This window comes from Terriglobia bacterium, assembly GCA_020072565.1.
GTDB lineage: Bacteria > Acidobacteriota > UBA6911 > UBA6911 > UBA6911 > JAFNAG01.
Map to the genome: position 1 here is coordinate 70818 of JAIQGI010000014.1, position 20808 is coordinate 91625.

20 protein-coding genes are annotated in these 20808 nt (G+C 59.2%); 2 read left to right on the forward strand and 18 right to left on the reverse strand.

The features are described from left to right. Window positions 1–72: 72 nt before the first annotated feature. The 9 genes from LAP85_10565 to LAP85_10605 all read right to left on the reverse strand — a co-directional run bounded on the left by LAP85_10565 (window position 73) and on the right by LAP85_10605 (window position 9609). Entirely contained in the window at window positions 73–771 is a 699-nt protein-coding gene (locus LAP85_10565) for a hypothetical protein (GenBank protein MBZ5496833.1), read from the reverse strand. Next, window positions 755–1864 (reverse strand): site-specific integrase, encoded by a 1110-nt coding sequence (locus LAP85_10570; protein ID MBZ5496834.1) that lies wholly within the window; start codon window positions 1862–1864, stop codon window positions 755–757. Before LAP85_10570 ends, LAP85_10565 begins: the two co-directional genes overlap by 17 nt. Before the next feature lie 366 nt (window positions 1865–2230). Beyond that, entirely contained in the window at window positions 2231–3205 is a 975-nt protein-coding gene (locus tag LAP85_10575) for a KpsF/GutQ family sugar-phosphate isomerase (protein MBZ5496835.1), read from the reverse strand. After that, window positions 3202–4026: a 3-deoxy-8-phosphooctulonate synthase gene (kdsA, locus tag LAP85_10580; GenBank protein MBZ5496836.1), complete on the reverse strand. Its 825-nt coding sequence runs from the start codon at window positions 4024–4026 to the stop codon at window positions 3202–3204. Before kdsA ends, LAP85_10575 begins: the two co-directional genes overlap by 4 nt. A gap of 86 nt (window positions 4027–4112) precedes the next feature. Then, window positions 4113–5759, reverse strand: a complete 1647-nt coding sequence (locus tag LAP85_10585; GenBank protein ID MBZ5496837.1) for a CTP synthase — start codon at window positions 5757–5759, stop codon at window positions 4113–4115. Between the two features lie 190 nt (window positions 5760–5949). After that, window positions 5950–7035: a KamA family radical SAM protein gene (locus tag LAP85_10590; GenBank protein MBZ5496838.1), complete on the reverse strand. Its 1086-nt coding sequence runs from the start codon at window positions 7033–7035 to the stop codon at window positions 5950–5952. A gap of 15 nt (window positions 7036–7050) precedes the next feature. Then, window positions 7051–7554, reverse strand: a complete 504-nt coding sequence (locus LAP85_10595) for a GNAT family N-acetyltransferase (GenBank protein MBZ5496839.1) — start codon at window positions 7552–7554, stop codon at window positions 7051–7053. Continuing rightward, complete coding sequence (locus LAP85_10600; GenBank protein ID MBZ5496840.1) at window positions 7541–8587, reverse strand: ATP-grasp domain-containing protein; 1047 nt, start codon at window positions 8585–8587, stop codon at window positions 7541–7543. The genes LAP85_10595 and LAP85_10600 overlap by 14 nt, the downstream gene beginning before the upstream one ends. Then, window positions 8587–9609 carry a D-alanine--D-alanine ligase gene (locus LAP85_10605; protein MBZ5496841.1) on the reverse strand — a complete coding sequence of 341 codons (1023 nt, stop codon included), beginning with the start codon at window positions 9607–9609 and terminating at the stop codon, window positions 8587–8589. The genes LAP85_10600 and LAP85_10605 overlap by 1 nt, the downstream gene beginning before the upstream one ends. Window positions 9610–10139: 530 nt before the next feature. Between LAP85_10605 and LAP85_10610 the strand changes: the two genes are divergently transcribed. Together LAP85_10610 and LAP85_10615 are read left to right on the forward strand one after the other, a co-directional pair. Continuing rightward, window positions 10140–10664, forward strand: a complete 525-nt coding sequence (locus tag LAP85_10610) for a DUF2085 domain-containing protein (GenBank protein MBZ5496842.1) — start codon at window positions 10140–10142, stop codon at window positions 10662–10664. Further along, window positions 10661–11197, forward strand: coding sequence for a hypothetical protein (locus LAP85_10615; protein MBZ5496843.1), 537 nt, complete (start codon window positions 10661–10663; stop codon window positions 11195–11197). Before LAP85_10610 ends, LAP85_10615 begins: the two co-directional genes overlap by 4 nt. Window positions 11198–11301: 104 nt before the next feature. Here the strand turns inward: LAP85_10615 and LAP85_10620 are convergent, their stop codons facing one another. From LAP85_10620 to LAP85_10660, 9 genes are all read right to left on the reverse strand, one after another. After that, window positions 11302–12198 carry a hypothetical protein gene (locus LAP85_10620; GenBank protein MBZ5496844.1) on the reverse strand — a complete coding sequence of 299 codons (897 nt, stop codon included), beginning with the start codon at window positions 12196–12198 and terminating at the stop codon, window positions 11302–11304. 312 nt (window positions 12199–12510) lie between these two features. Continuing rightward, window positions 12511–13398, reverse strand: a complete 888-nt coding sequence (locus tag LAP85_10625; GenBank protein ID MBZ5496845.1) for a cation diffusion facilitator family transporter — start codon at window positions 13396–13398, stop codon at window positions 12511–12513. A gap of 122 nt (window positions 13399–13520) precedes the next feature. Then, window positions 13521–15983 (reverse strand): primosomal protein N', encoded by a 2463-nt coding sequence (priA, locus tag LAP85_10630; GenBank protein ID MBZ5496846.1) that lies wholly within the window; start codon window positions 15981–15983, stop codon window positions 13521–13523. A 70-nt stretch (window positions 15984–16053) separates the two neighbouring features. Beyond that, complete coding sequence (locus LAP85_10635; protein ID MBZ5496847.1) at window positions 16054–16827, reverse strand: uracil-DNA glycosylase; 774 nt, start codon at window positions 16825–16827, stop codon at window positions 16054–16056. Beyond that, on the reverse strand, window positions 16824–17714 hold the full coding sequence (gene era, locus LAP85_10640; GenBank protein MBZ5496848.1) for a GTPase Era: 891 nt from the start codon (window positions 17712–17714) through the stop codon (window positions 16824–16826). Before era ends, LAP85_10635 begins: the two co-directional genes overlap by 4 nt. Before the next feature lie 104 nt (window positions 17715–17818). Beyond that, window positions 17819–19018 (reverse strand): bifunctional phosphopantothenoylcysteine decarboxylase/phosphopantothenate--cysteine ligase CoaBC, encoded by a 1200-nt coding sequence (coaBC, locus tag LAP85_10645; GenBank protein ID MBZ5496849.1) that lies wholly within the window; start codon window positions 19016–19018, stop codon window positions 17819–17821. Window positions 19019–19021: 3 nt separating this feature from the next. Beyond that, window positions 19022–19225 carry a DNA-directed RNA polymerase subunit omega gene (gene rpoZ, locus LAP85_10650; protein ID MBZ5496850.1) on the reverse strand — a complete coding sequence of 68 codons (204 nt, stop codon included), beginning with the start codon at window positions 19223–19225 and terminating at the stop codon, window positions 19022–19024. Next, entirely contained in the window at window positions 19209–19844 is a 636-nt protein-coding gene (gene gmk / locus LAP85_10655; protein MBZ5496851.1) for a guanylate kinase, read from the reverse strand. Before gmk ends, rpoZ begins: the two co-directional genes overlap by 17 nt. A 1-nt stretch (window position 19845) precedes the next feature. Next, window positions 19846–20721 (reverse strand): YicC family protein, encoded by an 876-nt coding sequence (locus tag LAP85_10660; protein ID MBZ5496852.1) that lies wholly within the window; start codon window positions 20719–20721, stop codon window positions 19846–19848. Window positions 20722–20808 lie beyond the last annotated feature (87 nt).

Sequence of the window (20808 nt, forward strand, 5' to 3'; positions counted from 1 at the left end):
GCGCGCCTCCTGTTAGCAAGCGCAAGTATTTCAAACATCAAAAAGGATAGGTATCTGAAATATAGGGCAGGCTTATTTCGTAGGTCGGATCAGTCTCTCCTGCAGTTTTGTTGCCGCTCTCATCCAGTCATTGGCGGGCGTACCCGAATTGTAGGCCATCTTTTTAGGTTCGAGTACGAGCAGAATTTCATCATTTTTTGCGCCAACCGCTTTTGCGTCCAGCGTGCGGAGATACTTGGCCCAATCCGGAACATGGGGTTTATCCTTGTTTTGGCCGACTTGTTTTAATCCAATCTTGAGAATTTCGATATGCGCCTCAAGGCTTGCGTTTGGGTCCAGCGCAAGTGCCATGGGAGCGAACACGTAATCCCCAGCCTCAATTAGATGGACCGACCAGAATCCCAGATTGCGCGGCCGCGCCACGGCCGGATTGATGAGCACTGGCATGCGATATTTTTTGACCGAGTGTTTCATGTAAACAACGAATTCCTCGCTCCCGGGATCACAATCAAAATTTCCTGGCTCTATTGGTCCTGGTGATTCCAGGTCGGAATTTGGATTGGGTGACATCCATTCTTGGTACGTGTGTTTGCTGTACCATTCAACCGTCCTTTTGTGTTCTCGCTCCCAGTCCTGGCGGTAATCGTCACACCGGCGAAGAAATTCCCAACGCCAGAGTTCGTCCGGCAGGCTTGCCGGGTATGCCTTGCTGTTGCGCCAGTCCGGGATTCCCCAGCGACGCCGATATTGCAGATCAGTCTTTTTTGACATTGGATTTTCGCTTTCCGTCGCTCAAGTTCGGTATAAGGTCAACTGCCTGTCTCTTTTTCGCGTCAACGATCTTCGCGTAAATCTCGGTTGTGCTTAGGTCCCGATGGCCCAGCAGCTTCGACATGGTGTAAATGTCCATGCCATAGGTGAGCCCCATGGTTGCGAACGAGTGCCGCGCGGTGTGGAATGAAACGCGTTTTGCGATCCCCGCGCGCTTTACCCAGCGCTTGATTGCCTTGTCGATGCTTTGCTGCGCCGGCAGTTTGAATACCGCGTCCGGGTTTGCTTCGCCGGTGATGTTGGGCGAGTACTCCTGGCCTTTCTGCGCTCCGAGGATCTTCCCTGCCTGCCTGGATAGTGGCAACTGTTCCGGTGAGCCAGTCTTGACCATGATGAAGTCAATCGAGTAGTGCGGCCCGGCCTTGTGCACCTTGTCCCATGTCAGGGCTCGCACATCGGAATAGCGCAGTCCGCAGAAACCGGAAAACAGGAAGGCGTCCTTGACGGCCTGGTTGCCACACTCGGTCCGCTCCAACAGTTGCAATTCCTTCAGTGTGAGAAACTCGCGCCGGTTTTCCTGCTTTTTGATCCCGATACCATCGCCGGGGTTGCGGGTCAGGATCTTGTCGTGGACGGCCTGATGCAGCGCCGTCTGGATCCGGGCCAGGTACACCCCCGCGGAGTTCTGTTTCAGTCGTGAAAGAAGGTAGTCGCGGAATGAGCGGACGTATTCCTCGGTGAGCCGGTCAAAAGAAAGAGACCCGTCCGCGAAGGCCTCCAGGTGCTGGATAGCGTTTTGCCATACCAGCTGGGTATTAGGGGCCCGCTTCGTTTCTGCGATCGTCCTGCAGTAGGCCAGGAAATCATCCTGTTGCCGCGTTGGCGAGGGGAATCCGTGCTCCCCTTGCACATGCTCGAGCCGGCGCTTTGCGAGGATGTCCCCGGCCAGCTCGCGGGTCCGCTTGTCCTGCTTTGGGTTTCCGGTGAGGTAAAGATTGAGATACTCCAGTTGCCGGCGGCCGCGGTCGTAAAAGTCCAGGTATAAGGTCCGGGTGCCGGCCGCCGTCTTGCGTTCTCGAAGGCTGATCTTCACGATTCACCTCGATGGCGAATAACAACCGCCTTTGTATGTAATTCACCTTAGAGAATATCACGCGTACAACAACTGTACAACAAAAATAAACAAGAACCGGCAAAAATCAGGTAAACATCCAAAAACAGGAAGGCCGTAAACACTGGCGGTTGTTACTGTTAATTGTTTATGGTTTTTCTTACTTGGGGCTGGAAAATACTACCGCTGAATTACTCCCGCTCACTTCAAAGGTCTGCGTCATACTAGCGAATCGGACTTCACCAAGTCAATGGGCTCCAGAGCGCGTGCTGCCGATATCTCGTCGCGCTTCCGGTGCGTTGAACCATCCAAGACGCCCGCGCCTGCAAGGTCCGGTACGGGATTCTGTCAAAACATCTGGGTGCGCCAGAGGTCGTGAATGTGGATCACGCCCAAAATGTACTGCCCGGCATCGACCACGACCAGACTGGTGATTTTCAGCTCCTCCATTTTTGCCAGCGCTGCGGTGGCTGCCTGTTCGGCGGAGATCGTCTTCGGACTTCGTGTCATGCACTCGCCCGCTTTGAGCCGAAGCGGATCGGGAGCTCGCTGCAGCAACCGCCGCAGGTCGCCGTCCGAAATCACACCCGCCAGCTTGCCGTCGGCATCCGCCACGGCGGTCATGCCGAGCTTTTTGCACGACATCTCGTAAATGACCTCACTCATCGGCGTCGCTTCGCCGACGATCGGAATCGCCTCTCCGCGGTGCATCAGTTCGCCAACCCGGAGCAGCTTCTTCCCGATGCTGCCCGCTGGATGAAAGTGAGCAAAATCTTCCAGCCGGAATCCCTTGCTCTCCATCAGCGCCATGGCCAGTGCATCTCCCATCGCCAGAGCTGCGGCGGTACTGGTCGTAGGCGCGAGGCCGAAAGGACAGGCCTCTTCGGCAACACTCACATCCAGGTTCACTTCCGCCAAGCGCGCCAAGGTGGACCCGGGATCGCCGGATATGGCGATCAGAGGCAGCCCGAGGCGCTTCACGACATTGAGAATCTGGAGGATTTCTCCTGTTTCACCGCTCTTGGATACCGCCAGCACAACGTCGTTCAGGCCAAGCAGGCCCAGATCACCGTGCATGGCCTCGGCCGCATGCAGAAAGATCGCAGGCGAGCCCGTGCTGCTCAAGGTGGCTGCGATCTTCTTGCAGATGAGGCCGGACTTGCCCATGCCGGTTACGGCAATTTTCCCGGTGCAGGCAGCGGCGATCTCGACAGCGCGCACAAACGAGCTGTTCAGACGAGGCACCAGAGTGCGCACGGCTTCCGCTTCGAGTTCGAGTACGCGGATGGCGGTCGCCAGCGCAGCATCAGACATGACCTTCATGATTTCCTCCGAACCGCAGCGCGGATCTCGAGCAATTCCTGGACGAGCCGCGGAAACGCACGAAGAGTCAGCGCGTTCGGCCCATCCGACAAGGCCTCCTCGGGATGATCATGCACCTCGGTAAAGAAGCCATCCACCCCGACTGCGGCTCCGGCGCGCGCGAGGTAGGCGATGAACTCGGCCTGCCCGCCCGAACTGTCCCCTCTCCCTCCCGGTATCTGCACGCTGTGCGTCACGTCGAAAACCACCGGTTGCCCGAAGGAGCGCATGATTACGAGGGAACGGAAATCGACCACCAGATTATTGTAGCCGAAAAATGTGCCCCGTTCGGTCAGCATAATGTTGCGGTTGCCTGTTCCCCGCGCCTTTTCGAGGGCCTTGCGCATCTCCTGGGGCGAGAGGAACTGTCCTTTTTTGAGGTTGACCGCCCGGCCACTCTTTGCCGCAGCTAGAATCAGATCGGTCTGCCGGCAGAGGAAGGCGGGAATTTGCAGGATGTCCAGGACATCGGCAGCGGCGCTGACCTGGTTCGATTCGTGCACATCGCTGAGAACCGGAAGGCCGCTGACGGCGCGCGCCTTTTCCAGAATGCGCAGACCTTCGACCAGCCCCGGCCCCCGGAACGAGTCCGCCGAGGTGCGGTTGGCTTTATCGAAGGATGCCTTGAAGATCAGGTCGATACCTAACCGGGAGGCGATTGCAGCCAGGCGTTCCGCCATTTTGAGGCAGTGTTTTTCGCTTTCAATCACGCACGGCCCGGCGATAAAAAACGGCTGCGAGCCGCGACCGAGCTTCAGGCTGCCGACCTTGACGGAATTCATGTTTCCCGACGTTTGAGATCGAAACTGGGTGCAGATCAGCACCAGCACGCAGCTGTTTCTATCCGCGGTCCCGATTTGGGGAGCGCCTAGATCCGGGTCTCTCTGACTTCGATGTCGCGCTCCAGCGGCCGGGCTGCTTCGCGCTCCTGTTTGAATCGCAGTGCGGCAGCGATGAAGCTGGCAAACAACGGGTGAGGCTGCAAGGGCTTGGACTTGAACTCTGGATGGAACTGACAGCCGAGGAACCACGGATGTCCAGGCAGTTCCATGATCTCGACGAAATTGCGGTCGGGTGAGTTGCCCGAAAACTTCATGCCGTAACTCGACAGAATCTCCTCATACTCGCGGTTGAATTCATAACGATGGCGGTGCCGTTCGGAGATCTCCTTCTTTCCATAGATGCCGTACGCAAGTGAGTCGTCGTCCAGGATGCATGGGAAGGCACCCAGCCGCATGTTTCCGCCCATGATGTCCGATCCCAGCAGCTCACGCAGCATGTAAAAGACGCGATGCGGTGCGGCGGGATCGAACTCCGAGCTGTCCGCCTGAAGACTGCAGACATTGCGCGCGAACTCGATCACGCCACACTCCATACCGAGGCAAATGCCGAAGAAGGGCATCTCGTGGGTGCGGGCGTACCGGATCGCGCGCAGCATGCCGTCGATGCCGCGCTTGCCGAAGCCGCCCGGAACCAGAATCGCGTCGTAGCCCGCCAGCTGCGCATCCAGGGTTTCGTCCAGAAGCCCTTCGGACTCGATCCATTTGAGGCGCACCTGCACCCGGTTTGCGAGCCCGCCGTGATAGAGCGCCTCGTTCAGACTCTTGTAGGAGTCCTCATACTCCACGTACTTGCCGACGATTCCGATCCGAACGGTGTCCTCGGGGTGATGATCGCGGTGCAACAGTTCCTTCCAGGGACTGAGATCCGGCTCATGCACCGGCAAGCTCAGATAGCGTACGATCGCGCCATCGAGCCCTTCACTGTGCAGCACGAGCGGAACTTCGTAGATATTCTTGACATCGAGCGCGGTGATGACATCCTTCTCGGAAACGTTGCAGAACAGAGCGATCTTTGCCTTGATTTCACGCGGCAGCAGGCGATCCGTGCGGCAGAGGAGGATGTCGGGCTGGATACCGATTTCTCTCAGCTCCTTGACGCTGTGCTGGGTGGGCTTGGTTTTGAGCTCGCCCGAGGTCGCGATAAAAGGCACGAGCGTCAGGTGAATGAAGATCGAATTCTCGCGCCCGACCTCGTTTCTCAGCTGACGGATCGATTCGAGGAACGGGAGGCTCTCGATGTCGCCCACGGTACCGCCGATCTCAACGATCGCCACATCCACATCCTGCCCCACACGCCGGATGGTATTTTTGATCTCGTTGGTGATGTGAGGAATCACCTGGACGGTTTTGCCGAGAAATTCCCCCTTGCGTTCCTTCTCGATGACGTTGAGGTAGATCTTGCCGGTAGTCGAGTTGTTATCCCGCGTCAGGCGCACATTGGTGAAGCGCTCATAATGTCCCAGGTCGAGATCGGTCTCGGCCCCGTCGTCGGTGACATAGACCTCGCCGTGCTGGAACGGACTCATCGTGCCCGGATCGACATTGATGTAAGGATCGAGCTTGAGGAAGTTGATCCTGTATCCGCGAGCCTCGAGCAAGGCGCCGATGGAAGCACTCGCCAATCCTTTGCCCAGCGAAGAAAGCACCCCTCCGGTCACGAAAATGAATTTCATACACCCCTCTCCAGCCACGATCGAGTCTTCGATTTTCCGTGGGCAAGCTTACCAGCCTGTTGCGGCAGAGGCAAGCGATATGGCGCAGCCGGCACTATCAGGCACCACCAAACACACGCGCCACACAAGAAATCTCTGTGGGTTTCGTGGTTGTTGATTTGGCTGCAGCGCGATCTCTTCGTCGAGATCCTTAGAAGTTGATCACCTCGATCTCGCGCACATCCCGCACATACTCTTCCGCGGGCTGCGGGTACCGGTACAGCCTGCCTTCGAAATTTCTCAGCACAATTTCGCGCTCGCCGAAATCGACGACATATTCCGGCATCAGCGGGATTTTGCCGCCGCCGCCCGGAGCATCGATCACGAATTGAGGCACGGCAAAGCCGGTGGTGTAACCCCGCAACGCCTGCATGATCTGAAGGCCCATTTCCACGCGCGTGCGAAAATGGTTGGTGCCGCGCGTGAGATCGGATTGGTAGAGGTAGTAAGGGCGCACGCGCATCATCAGAAGCTTGTGCATGAGCTCCTTGATGGTTTCAGGATCGTCGTTGACTCCCCGCAACAGCACCGTCTGGCAGCCGACCGGAATTCCGGCATTCGCGAGGCGCTCGCAGGCTGCCTTGGCCTGGGGCGTCACCTCGCGCGGGTGGTTAAAATGGGTGTTGAGGTATATGGGATGATACTTCTTCAGCATGTTGCAGAGGTCGTCGGTGATCCGGCTGGGGAGAACACACGGGAACCGGGTTCCGATGCGGATGATCTCCACGTGCGGGATGGCGCGCAGCCTGGAAATGATGCTCTCCAGCTTTTCGTCGTTGACCATCAACGGGTCGCCGCCCGAAAGCAGAACGTCGCGGATCTCCGGGTGCGCCCGGATATATTCGATGCCGATGGCAATGGTCCGCTCCGTAATGTCGCTGGTGCGGCCCACCATTCTCTTGCGCGTGCAGAACCGACAGTACATCGGGCATCGGTCGGTGATCAGAAGCAGCACGCGATCGGGGTAGCGATGGGTGAGACGGGTAACCGGGCTGTCATCGTCCTCATGCAGCGGATCTTCCGGGGCGTCGACGTCCTGCAGCTCCTGAATGGATGCGATCGACTGCATCCAGATGGGATCACCCTTCTCCCGAATCAGATTGTAGTAATAGCGCGGAATCCTCATGGGATAGACGGCGCGGGCCTCGTTGATGCCATCAACATCGGCGTCGAAATCTTCGCTGATGGTTTCTCCTTTGGTGACGCTGTTGCGCAGATCAAGCATCCACTGTTCCATGGACCAAACCTCTCCTTACCGGGAAAATCTCTTGACAAAAATCAGCTTGTCGTCACCGACGTCGTAGAAATCCGGTATCCGCGACGCCTCTTGGTAACCCAGGCGGCGATAGAATCCGACGGTCTTGCCGTAGGATTCCTTGGAAGAAGTCTCAAGCACGAGAAGCCTTCCACGTTCCTCGCCTACTCTGTTTTCGACGTAATGCATTAGCGCTCGCCCGACACCCCGCCCCTGAGTTCCGGGATGGGTAGCAATCCAGTAGAGATCAAAGGTTCCCTTGGTGAGCGGGGTCGGTCCCCAGCAGGCATAACCGCACGTGTCCCCGCCCTCGCATTCGGCGACGACAATTCGATAGTCCTTCTGATCGGGGTCGCTGAGGTAGGTATCCACAAGCTCCAGCGCACAGTCGATCTCGGCCGGGCTGAAGTTGCCGACGTCTCTTATGATCCGGGCGACAGCTGGGCGGTCGCCCGCGATCAGGTTGCGAATCGAATGTATATGAGAGTCAGGAGCAGGCATAGGCAGTGGTGGGAACCTTTGTGCCTCGTTCCAAGGCCGATTGAGTGATCCGAGCAACCAGGTCAGTGTAAGTCATTCCCGCAGCCCGCGCCGCACGCACAAATCCTGCCTGCGGAGAGAGATCGGGATTCGGATTGACTTCGAGCACATAGATGTTCCCGTCGGCGTCCGTCCTCATGTCGATACGGGCATAATCCCGGCACCCGATGCACTTGCTGCTTCTCAGGGCGATGAGCTTGATCCGGTTTTCCAGGCGCGCCGGTATCTCCGCAGGACATACCGGCACCGTGCATTGACAGACAATGCTCTCCTCATCCCACTTCGCACGGTAGCTCACGATCCGCGGCTCATCCGCCGGCATCCGGCTGAAATCGATCTCCGAGATCGGCAGCGCCTGCGGCTCCCGGTCGCCCAGAACAGCGACGTTGAATTCCCTCCCCTCCAGATACTCATCGACCAGAGCATCCTGCTGATAAACATCATGGATGTAAGCGACCTGCTTCTGCAACTGGGCGAGATCGTGGCATACCGACTTGGAGTTGATGCCCAGGCTGGCGTCCTCATGCACCGGCTTGACGATGACCGGGAATCGGCGCTTCGCCCGCGGCCTGAGCCGCTGGCCCAGGGCACACAGATATCCGCGCGGCACCGGGATTCCGGTCGACTGCAGAACCTGCTTGACCCGGAACTTGTTCAATGCCAGACCCAGAGCCAGCGGTCCCGATCCGGTATACGGAATGTTCATGAGCTCGAGCATCCCGGCGATGCACATTTCGAGGTTGCAGTCCCCCTGAATCTCCTCGCAGAGGTTCCAGACAAACCTCGGCGCCATGCGGTAGAAGGTCAAAACCAGGTCCTTCGAAAACTGATCGACCGCGAGCACATATGGGCTGTATCCCAACTCGCGCAGACTTTCCTCGATCGCACCCACCTCCTCGCGAATGAGATTGGCCGGATAGACCTTCTCCTCCGACCACGGCAATTCCCTTAGGGTGGCTGCGTTGTACAGGATGATGCAGTCGGATCTCACCATCAGTTTAGCCCGCAGCGCCGGCACGCGATGTCCAGAACCGCATTGATCAGCTGGTTGTAATTCATTCCCGCAGCCCGCGCCGCTTTGGGGAAGCACGAGTTGTCCTCCGGCCGAGGCAGAATCCCGGGCAATGGGTTGAGTTCCAGGATGTGCGGGCAGTTCGATGCATCGAGACGAATGTCGATGCGGCACCAGTCACGGCACCTCATGGTTCGGTAGGCACCCAGGCAAATGCGTTCGATCTCCGCCCTGGCTTCCGCGCTGATGCGTGCGGGGCATTCGAAAATCTGCAGCGGATTTGAACTCTGATCCCAGATCCATTTGGCCTCATATGAGTAGATCGGATTCATCCCCTTCGGAAGTGACTCGAACCGGATCTCGACAATCGGAAGCACACGAGCATCCTCACCGTTTCCCAGGATGGCCACCGTGAACTCGCGCCCCGCCAGGAACTCCTCCACCAAGGCCGGCTGCCGGAAGCGCTCAAGCACCCAGGCGATTCTGGCCCGCAGGTCCTCTACGGTTGCCACCAGCGAGTCATTACGGATCCCGATGCTGGAGCCTTCGAATAGGGGCTTGACCAGAAGCGGGAAATGGAGGCTGTTGAAGGGCTGGTTCCGGTCCGCAACAACCCGGAAACGCGCGGTGGGCAGACCGTAATAGGCCAGTATCTCCTTGGCGCGCGACTTGTCCAGACAGAGATTCAACGTCAGCGGATCACTCGCCGTGTACGGAATGTTGAGGTATTCGAGAATTGAGGGGATGTGCCCTTCGCGGCAGGGGCCGAAACTCCCTTCGGCCATGTTGAAAACTATGTCCGGGCGGCTCTCGCGAAGCGCGTTGTAGGGGTCCTCGGCCGCATCGATCGGGATCACCTCGTGACGCTCCCTAAGGGCTCCCAGAACCGCATCCACGGTGTCCTGGTCGTCCCACTCGGCCTGCGCCTCGCGGCTGGTACTTGGAGGGTCCTGCCCCTCCTCCGGCTCTCCTCGCTTCAGGTTGAACGTCAATCCTACTCGCATCCGCACTCTCTTTATTCTGTTCATTTGTATAAAGGAATCAAAATTAGGTGTCAAGTAGTATTTGGAAATATTCCACAAGATTTGGGGTCGAGACCGGTTTCTAACACAAGAGCTTGTGTATGAGTTCTTGTCTCACATGGGCCGTTTCACCCGTCCGTGGTGGTCGCGGAGAACAGGAAATCCGTATTACGACAACACTCGTAATTGCGCTGTCGCCGCTGTTTTTGCCGGTGGGCGCGAGTGCGCAGGCATGCCCCCGGCCTTTTGAATACAGGGCTGAGGCACGCATCCGACGGCAATACTCATGTGAGTTGCAATTTGCGGCGCGGGGCTGTATCCGGTTCCAGCAGCGTTTCTCACGGCCGGGCCTCTACAAAGGAATTTGCATCGGATCGAGCGTCGCCGCAGCGGCTGTCGTGGTCGCGGTGGCCACATTCCTTTTCCAAATGGGACCGCGATATCTCAATTACCGCGCGGTGCGAATGTAGTCTCTGCACAACGCGCGTATCGGTTATAATGTCGTTTTAATTATGAAATATAGCCTGGCGCGCATGGCATCGCTTGCACCACGAGTCATTCTCTCACTTCTCTGGGCGGGTCTCTGCGCCGCTTTTCTGGCCGCTCCGCTGCTGCGGGCCATGGGATATTCGCAGGCGGCCGCGCTGCTGTTTGCGCTTTTTTCTCCCGTGTGTCATCAGGATGCGGACCGCTCCTTCACCCTTCTCGGCCATCAGTGGGCGGTCTGCCACCGTTGTTCGGGAATCTACTTTGGATTGTTCTTGGCTTCGTTGCTGCCGTTCCGTCTCACGCGTATTCTGGATGCACCGCAGCTGCGCAGGCTCTGGGTTGCGTGTGCAGCCGCACCGATTCTGCTGGATGCCCTGGGTCCCTTCCTGGGAGTCTGGACGAATACGCCCTTCAGTCGTCTCGCTACGGGATTCGTCTTTGGCGCCATGCTTTCGCTATTGCTGTCGACCGCTCTTGAAGAGTTCATCCATGAAGCTCGCTGGAAGCGCAAACGCTTCGATGCCGGCGTTCTGGGAGGCCTTTCATGAACGAGAATGGAATGTTGAAGCCGGCGCTGATCGGGGGTGTGCTTCTGGGAATCGTTTCGGTCATTCCGGGAATCCAGCTTTGCTGCTGTATCTGGACGATTGGCGGTGGGATCCTGGCGGCCCACCTGTATGTGAAGAGTTCCCCGCTGGCGGTAACGCTGGGCAGCGGAGTCGGACTCGGCCTTCTAACGGGAGCGATCGGGGGGATGGTTTACTGCCTTTTCAGCATTTCCCTCGGGTTCCTGTTGAGCGGCGGCAGGATGGGGATGTTCGAGGAGACGCGCCGGAATCTCAGCGAGATACCGAACCTGCCGCAGTGGTTCCGCGAAGCCCTTGCCACCATGCCGACCCAGGGGAGCGCAATTGTCGTCCTGATGATCTTCGCCGCATTGCTGACTATCGCGATCTTTTCCCTGATAGGGGCAGGGGGCGGAGTGATCGGTGTCGCCGTATTCGAGAAGCGGAAAATCGAGCGGCCCGCCCAGGACTATCAACCGCCGCCACCCCCCCCGGCGGTTCCTCCGTTATCGTGAGGCCGCAATTCCCTGCCCTGCAACCCGCACGGACCGCGCATAAACCGCGGCAGAACCTCTGGAGTCGTGCGGATCTTTGCGGTCCGGGCCGCGTTCTTGCCATCTCAGAGTCTGACCCATTCGTAAGGCAGCGTCAGAACCTGACCGGGAGTCTCGACCGATTCGAGCAGTTGCAGCGCGTCCTTGAGAATCCGCTCCTGCATCGGCGCATCCATGGCGGCGCCGAAGGGATTGCCGAGCGGGAATCGCAGCGCCACTGCGCGCGGCACGAGCAGCTCATGAGTGATGTCGGGACACACGGAGACGCCGACAGTCGGGATTCCCTCCGCCTCGATGGCGCGCTGGATCAGCGCGCCCGACTGGTGACTCAGCTCGCAGCCGCCGCATACGACCACAGCATCCACACCCTGCCTTCGCAGCCGCGGGATGATCTCGTTCCTCGTCGTTCCGATGAGCGGGGCAGCATCGGGCGCATAGCCCATGAGGGAGTAGTGAACTTCCGCACAGCTGCCGATCCATTCCTCGATTTCCAGCTCTCGCAGCCGTGCCAGCGGAAACACGCAGTTGATATCTTCGTCCGCATCTGCGTGGTCGTAATGCGCATGCGCGATGGCCAGATCCCTCGCGTCGCAATCGACGGGGATCTCGCGCATGGACCAGTCGCCACGCGAGCGGAAACCCATGGACCTGAGATTCGGGGGCACGACACCGGGTGAAGTATTGAAGGGTTTCTGGCTCCTGAGGTACACGCCGGCGAGGCCCACCAGACAGATTTTAGATTGGGCGGCCTTCTTTTTCGGCAGAGCAAATTCGAAGCTCGCGGCCGCGTGGAGCCGCCAGCCGGGATATCGCACCTCCAGTTCACGCACCCAGGAATACCCTTGACGCAGAGTAGCCAGCGATTGTGCGGTCAGGGGTTCGAAGTTCTCGTCCATCCACGCCTGGTCTGCATCCGGAACGCGGCGCGGACCCGAAGGTTTCCCCTCCTCTTTTTCTTTCACGGTTTGCCTCTCCAAGCTCTTGGCATGATCATGTTTGTCGGTGATTCCCGCATCGGCACTGTGGCGCAGGCCTGTCCAGGGCGCCACCACCGCGGGCTTCTGAGTTCATATCTTCAGTCCAAACCAGGTCTGCATGTCAGCTTTGTGTGGCCTTCGGCCCGATGGATTGGAGCATCATCTGAAATTCTAGGGCAGAAAGTTCATTTTGTAGCTTTAACCGATAGGTTCATATTAAACCGGCCCCGCGCAATTTCAATCAAAAACGTTAAGATTCAGTCGGCGTGGGCCTGTACGTTGAGGAAAGTCTCGCTCTCAGCGCACCTCCGGCACAAAGGCTTCATCTTTTTCGATCTGAATGGTCGTGTGCTCGATGCGGTGGCGGGTGCGCATGAGACGGCTGAGTGTCTTGAGCACCGCGGAGGAGTCGGCGTCGCTCCGCAGCACGATGTGGCAGCTCATGGCCGGCAACCCGGAGGTGATGGACCAAACGTGCAGTTCGTGCACCGAGAGAACGCCGTCCACGCTTCCCAGATCTGACAGAATGGCGCCAATGTCCAGGTGCCGTGGCGTCCCCTCAAGCAGCACGTCGACGCTGTCCCGCATCAATCGCCACGAACTGTACAGTATGAGCGCAGCGACAACGAGCGAGACAACAGGATCGGCGAGGAACCAGCCCCACACCGACATGATAATGCCCGCGCTGATTGCTCCCAGCGACCCCATGATGTCACCGAGCACATGGAGGAACGCACCACGCAGATTCAGGTTTTCCAGGTCGGAGTGTGAGAGCAGCCTGGCGGCAACCAGATTGGCTCCCAGGCCGACGCTGGCAACGGCCAGCATCATTGTGCTCCTGACCGGCGGCGGTTGCAGCAGGCGATGATAGGCTTGGTATGCGATAAACAGGCCGACCAGAACCAGAATCACGCCGTTGGCGAGCGCCGCGAGAATCTCGGCCCTCACGTATCCATACGTTTTTTCGTTGGTGGCGGGGCGGGCGGAGATGGTCAGCGCAAACAGGCTCAGCGAGAGGGCCGCGAGGTCGGTCAGCATGTGGGCCGCATCGGCAAGCAGGGCCAAGCTGTTGGTGTAAAAACCGGCCGCCAGCTCTACGATAAACCATGCGCAGGTCACGAGCAAAGCGAGGCTGAGGCTGCGCTTGCGTGTAACATGTTCACGAGCATCCCGGCGGTCGAGCATCATGGCGGCACGGACACCAGATTATAAGCCTTCTACACCCCGATAAGCCAGAATAGCAGAGCCTTGACTGCCAAACAGACCGTGTGCGTAAAGAGCAGCCATGCCGGCTCCTGCAGGCCGGACTAGAGTAGAGAGAGCGGATCGACGTCGACATGGATGCTCTTGAGAGGCACCTTGCGTTTACCCAGGTTGGTGAATGCCTCCTGCAAAATCGAGCTCAAGTGTTCACCCGGTTCCGCCTTCAGCAGCACCTGGAATCGGTATCGTCCGCGCAGCCTCTCCAGCGGGGCTGCAGCCGGGCCCAAAACCTGCACCCTGGATTTGGCTCCGTGCCGGATTGCAGTCGATTTCACCTCCTCCGCGACCTTCTCGCCGATACGCAGCCCTTTCTCCGCGGTTCCGGCACTGATGAGGATCTGCACCAGCCTGCGGAACGGGGGATACCCGAGCAGCCTGCGGAATTCGATCTCGCGCCGATGGAACTCGCAGTAATCCTGCCGGCGTGCGAACTGGAGCGCGTAATGATCGGGGTAAAATGACTGTATGACGACACGGCCCGCAACCTGGCCGCGCCCGGCTCTGCCGGACACCTGGGTCAGCAATTGAAAAGTCCGCTCGGCAGAGCGAAAATCCGGAAAGGACAACCCGGCATCAGCCGAAACAACCCCGACGAGGGTCACATCGGGGAAATCGTGCCCCTTGGCGAGTATCTGTGTGCCCACCAGCATATCCAGCTTGTGCGCGGCAAAATCGAACAGCAGCTTGCGCAGTGCACCGCGCCGCCGGGTCGTGTCGCGATCGACGCGTGCCAGGCGCGCTCCTGGAAACATGTTGCGCAGGATCTCCTCCAGCTGCTCAGTCCCCACCCCGACAAAGTAGATATATTCGCCGCCACAGCTGCTGCAGGCCGACGGAGTTTTCCTTTCGATGCCGCAATAATGACAGATCAGACGGCCTTCCTTCTGATGATATGTCATGGAGATACTGCAATCGGGGCAGGAAAAGACGTTCCCGCAACCTCTGCACAGGAGCGATCGCGAGTAGCCACGACGATTGAGCAGGACGATCGATTGTTCGCCGCGGCGCAAGTTCTCCTCCAATTCGCCGCGCAGCCGTTCGGAGACGACCGTCTTCCGGCCATGGCGCTGGAACTCGATGCTCATGTCCACAACGGCGACTTTCGGCAGCGGACGAGCTTCGATGCGTTCCGGCAGTGTGATGCGGAGGACATCCGAACCGTCCTGCGCATGGTAGAAGGTTTCCACGGAAGGGGTCGCCGAGCCCATCAGCAGAACGCCGCCGGAGCGCTGCAGACGGCGCCAGGCAACCTCCCGCGCGTGGTAGCATGGCGACTCGTCCTGCTTGTAGGAGGCATCCTGTTCCTCGTCGATCACGATCAGACGCAGTTTTTCCATCGGCGCGAATACGGCCGAACGCGTGCCCACGACCACCTGCGCCGCGCCGGAGCGGATGCGGTTCCACTGGTCGAAACGCTCGCCGGGCGACATGCCGCTGTGCAGCAGAGCCACCCGATCGGGAAAATGCGACGCGGCAATCCGGCTCAGCATCGGAGTCAGGCCGATCTCGGGCACAAGCAGCATCGCGGTGTTCCCGGACTGGAGCACTTCAGCGATGAGCCGCAGGTAGATCTCCGTTTTGCCGCTGCCCGTGACGCCGTGCAGGAGGCAGCGCACGCTTTCTGTGCCCAGAACGAGAGTGCGTAGACGCGCGAACGCTTCACGCTGGGCAGGTGTGAATACGAGCAGCTTGCGGGAGGGAATCTCCGACAACTCGAGCGGGACGCGATCCATCTGCATCGGTGCAATCTCGGCCAGGCCTTTTTTCTCGAGGGCCCGCGCAATGCCCGGACCACCGCCCGCGAGCCGCAACGCGGCCTGCAATGCGAGCGTGCCTCCGGCTGAACGCAACTGTGCATACATCTCGCGCTGCGCACCTGTCAGGCGCGCGATCGTCTCCGGTTCGGCCGGCAGCGCCTTGATGCCTAACTGCGTTTTTTCGGTGATGCGTGCGCGTTCGATGTAATCTTCCGTCTGCAGGAGGCCGCGTTCCACCAAGCCTTCCATCCACTGTTGGGCGTCGCTCAGCCCGGCATGAGCGGCCAGTTTCTTCAGGCTCATTTCGCCTGCATGTGCAAGCGTCTCCAGCAGGAGCTCCTCTTTGGGGTGGAGGCCGGGCGGCCTCAGTCCGCCCGAGATCAAATCCCGCGTGCGCGCACTCAGCCGCACCTTACGCTCACCGGCACCCACGCTCCCCGCCGGTAGGAAAGCGCGCAGGATCTCTCCCGGGGCCGTAAAATAGTAGTCGGCAACCCAGAGCGCGAGCTCCACCAATGCTGGCGGGAGCGCGGGCTCGTTGCCGATCACGTCCCGAATGGAGCGGATGCGGAAATCGCCGGCCGGCGGCGAGGTGCTGCACCCAACCACGAAGGCGACGGCCAGCTTGCGCCCGAACGGCACCAGAACACGGGCACCGACGGCAACTCGCGTCGTCAAGGCGGGCGGAACCGAGTACGCGAACGTCTTGCGCACTCCGAGGGGAACGGCGACATCGACAAAGGTTGTCATTTTTCCGGCATCTTCTTTGGGCCTTTGCGTGCTTGAATCTCAGCGGTACGGTGCGAACTTGACAGTTCTTTCAGGTGTGAAACGAACGCAGGTAGTCCCTGATTTTCTGAACATCCTCCCAGACCTTCCGTTTTTCATTGGGATTTCTGAGCAGATAGGCCGGGTGGAACGTGGCGATGAATTTCGCGCCGTGGAAATCAATGAATTGCCCGCGCAGCCTGGAGATCGGCTCCTTGGTCCGCAGCAGCGTCTGGGCTCCGAAGGTACCGAGCGCGCAGATTACCCGCGGCCGCACGGAGGCGATCTGCCTGAAAAGGAAGGACTGGCACGCGGCGATCTCGTCCGCCTCGGGATTGCGATTCTGCGGTGGCCGGCATTTTAGGATATTGCAGATGTAGACGTCCTCGCGCTGCATTTCGATCGCCTGGATGATCCTGGTCAGCAGCTGTCCTGCACGCCCGACAAACGGCAGCCCTTGCTCGTCCTCGTCGGCTCCTGGTGCCTCACCGACGAACATCAGCTCGGCCTTCGGATTCCCCACCCCGAACACGATGTTGGTCCGCGTTCGCGCCAGCTTGCATCGCTGGCAATCGCCCAGATCCGTACGGATTGCGTGCAGGTCCTCGGGCGCCAAAGCCTGCTCATCGAACAGCGAGGCGCGGGAAACCGCCACGGCGATCTTAGAAGGCGCTGCGGTGGCTGCGCTCGGCCGCCCGCTGGCCGTCGTGGAAGCGGTGCCCGGCTGCCGGGTACCCGGTCTGTCCGCCGCCAGACGAACTCCCCGATCGCGGTAACAACGCAAGTGTTCGAGTATTTCTCTGCCCAGGCTGTCGAGGTCGCTCATATCCCGACTTCCAGATCGTCTAGCACCGCATTATTGTCGCGCCACTTCGGGACCGTGCGCACAGTCAATCCAAGGAAGAGCCTGCATGCCAGCAGCTGCTCAAGATCCCGGCGTGCTGCCGCCCCGACTCCGCGCAGCTGAGCTCCTTCCTTGCCGATGATGATACCTTGCTGCGACTTTTTTTCAACCAGGATGTCCGCTTCCACCAATACGAGTTTCTTGCTCTCCCGCTGGCTTTCATCGAACTTCCTGATCAGCACCGCGGTCGTGTAAGGCAGTTCTTCGCGCGCGAACGCCAGGATCTTTTCACGGATGTACTCCGCCACCAGAAATCTCTCGGTGCGATCCGTGACCTGTTCGGCGCCGTAAAGAAATTCACCTTCGGGGAGGTGTTCCAGCACCTTGTCCACCAGGAGGTCGCGGTTATCCCCGGTCAGAGCCGACACAGGGATGATCTCGAGAAAGTCATAAGCCCCCGCATACCGCTGAATCAAAGGCAGCAGGCGCGGCTTGGCCATTCTGTCGATCTTGTTGATCAACAGCAAAGTGGGAAGACCTGCCTTCTTGACCAGTTCCAGGACATAGCTCTCCCCGGCGCCGAACGCGCCGGAGCCGTCGACCATGAGCAGCACCAGGTCCACGTCGCGCAGAGAGTCGGCCACGGTGCGCTGCATCCTTCTGTTCATGCGGTATTCGGGCCGGTGAATCCCCGGGGTGTCGACGAACACAATCTGGCCACGGGAGTCGGTGAGAATGCCGAGGATGCGATGACGCGTTGTCTGCGGGCTGTGAGAGACGATCGAGATCTTCTGCCCTACGAGAGCGTTGAGCAGAGTGGATTTGCCGGAATTCGGCCGGCCTGCAATGGTTACAATTCCGGATTTCATCTTCCGCCAGGGCGTGCTCCAGAACTCTCCGGGCTGTGAAGTTTCATCAACCTTCGGAGAACCGGTACTAACCTTATCAACGCTTCACAGGACCACGCGCACCGCTATGGATTCTCGGCGCGAACGTGACGCACCCGCAGCGCCAGATCCAGGATGCGATGAGCGATCTCCAGCTTGGAGCGATTCTGGATCGTTACGGTATTGCCGCAGGAACTCAAGACATGGACCGTGGCGGTATCGGCCCCGAAGACGCCGCTGGAAACATCGTTGGCGACCATCATATCCAGGTTCTTGCGCACCATCTTTTCGCGTGCGCGTGCCAGCAGATCCTGGGTTTCGGCAGTGAATCCGACCAGAACCTGGTTTTTCTTCGTGGCCCCGAGCCGCGCCAGAATATCGTCGGTGGGAACGAGCGACAGAGCGACGGCCTGTCCGCTCTTCTTAAGCTTTTCCGGTGCATACTCTGCGGGACGATAATCGGCAACCGCGGCCGCCTTGAGCACGATGTCCATATGTGGATAGAGATCGAGCACTGCCGTCTTCATTTCGTCCGCCGAACGCACCGGGATCACGCGCACTCCGGCCGGTGGATCGAGCCCGGTCGGACCGGATACCAGTACGACTTCGGCGCCGCGCTGGCGCGCCGCCTGCGCGACCGCATATCCCATTTTTCCCGAACTGCGGTTTGACAGAAATCGGATCGGATCCAGGTCCTCGATAGTGGGCCCCGCCGTAACCAGGACCTTCTGTCCGGCCAGAGATTCGCCGGAATGCAAGGCCTCAAGAATGCCTGCCACGATCCTGTCGACCTCGGCGAGTCTCCCCTCACCCTCCATGCCGCAGGCGAGGGTGCCCGGCTCGGGATCGACGAAGATGTGTCCGCGATGTTTCAGAATTTCGACGCTGGTGCGCACAGCGGGATGTTTCCACATCTCCACATTCATGGCCGGCGCCAGCAGGACCGGGGCCGGGCAGGACAGGTACAGCGTGGACAGGAAATCATCGGCGATGCCGTGCGCGAACTTGCCCAGGATGTTGGCGGTTGCCGGAACCACGGCGAGCATCTGGATTTCCTGGGCGAGATGGATGTGCTCAATCGAAAGGTTTCCGCCGGAGCGGAACATGCCGGTGATCACACTTTGCCCGGAGAGTGCTTCAAAGGTCAGCGGCGCGACGAAGCGGCGGGCAGAACGCGTGAGGACGACCTGCACCGAGACTCCTGCCTTCTGCAAACCGCGCATGACTTCCACGGCTTTGTATGCCGCGATGCAGCCCGTCACCCCCAGACCGACCTTCACTGCCACCTCCTAGCTTTCCGGAGTCGGCTCCGGCGGTTGCGGAATTTCGAAACTGATCAGTCCGTCTTCCACCTCGCGCATCGCGATATGTGCAGGCTTTGCAGACCTGATCTTGACCTTCGGCTTGGCCCTGTTCTGCAGCTGCTTGGCTCTTTCGGCAGCAATGATGATGAAACGATATTTAGATCCGATACCTTCAGGGATCTTCGGCATCCATTCCTCCAAACGTAGCAACAATCGACTCAGCTGACTCGGCTCGCGAAGTCATTCGACAACGGGATCCCAATATGATGGCTCTCAGTTTCTCTACAGACACATCAAACTCGTCATTGACGATCAGATAATCGTAATCCCGGTATTGCACGATTTCACGGCGCGCGATCTTGAGCCGTTGTTCAATGACGTACTCTTTGTCGAGCCGCCGGTTTTCCAGCCGCATCCGCAACACCTGGTAGGAGGGGGGCATAATAAAGATGCTGATGGCATCCGGCCGCTTCCCACGCATGGTGCGGGCACCTTGCACATCTATATCCAGCAGGACATCGTCTCCCTGCTCGAGCCTGTCGTCGATGAACCGGCGCGCCGTGCCGTAATAGTTTCCGTAAACTTCAGCCCACTCCAGCAGATCGCCGCCTCGGATCAGAGCCTCGAACTCCGACTTGGTGACGAAATGGTACTCCACTCCCTCGCGCTCGTTTCCCCTCGGCGCCCGAGTGGTATACGAGATCGAGAAGCGCAGGCCCGGCAGAATCGCCAGCACAGCCGAGGCAAGGGCGGACTTACCCGCTCCGGATGGCCCCGATACGATGATCAGGCTGCCTTTTCGGGGCATACTATTCCACGTTTTGAACCTGTTCGCGCAACTTCTCGATGTCGGCCTTGAGCGCGATCCCAAGGCGCGTCACTTCGAGGTGTCCCGTTTTCGACAGCACCGTATTGACCTCCCGGTGCATCTCCTGAAGCAGAAAATCCATCTTCTTCCCCACCTCGCGCCCGTCATCCAGAACGCCCGCGTATTGATCGAGGTGGCTTTCCAGCCTGGTGATCTCTTCCGAGATGTCGGATTTCTCCGCGAGCAACGCGACTTCCTGGGCCAACCGCTGAGGATCCGGCGTCACTTGAGGAAGGAGAAACTTCAGCCTTTCCTCCAGCCTCTGCCTGTACTCGACCAGCACTGCCGGCATATAGGCACGAATCGAGGCCACCTTGTCACGGATGTTGCGGAGATACCGCTTCATCTCAGATTCGAGCGCCTGCCCCTCCTGACGCCGCATCTGCAGCACTGTCTCCAGGGCCTGGCGCACTCCGGCCAGCACAAATCCACGAAGGTCCGCCCCTGCTGCGGGCTGTTCGGGTGAAAAGAGATTCTGGCTTTGGAGCACACCCGGTAGAGTCAACAGCGCTTTCAAGTCGAGCGTATCCTCCAGGTGAAACTCGTCGCGAAGCCGGGCGGCGGCTTCCACGTAGCTTCGGGCCGTGCTCAGGCTGACAAGGCATTCTGTGGGGATGGCCGCTTGAACCGTGACTGCTACATCAACCCGGCCGCGGTGCAGCGCATCGCGTACCAGTTGAGAAATGTCGGCCTCCAGAAAACCATACTCACGGGCCAGACGAACGTGGAGATCCAGAAAGCGGTGATTTCCCGTCCGAACTTCGGCGGCAACCGTGGCTCCGTCCTTCTGGAGCGATACTGCGCCGTAGCCAGTCATGCTCTGGATCATCCTTCTGAAACCCTCAGCAACCAAATCCAATCATTTTATCTCCTCACAGCACGTGACGGCAAGCATTATCACATA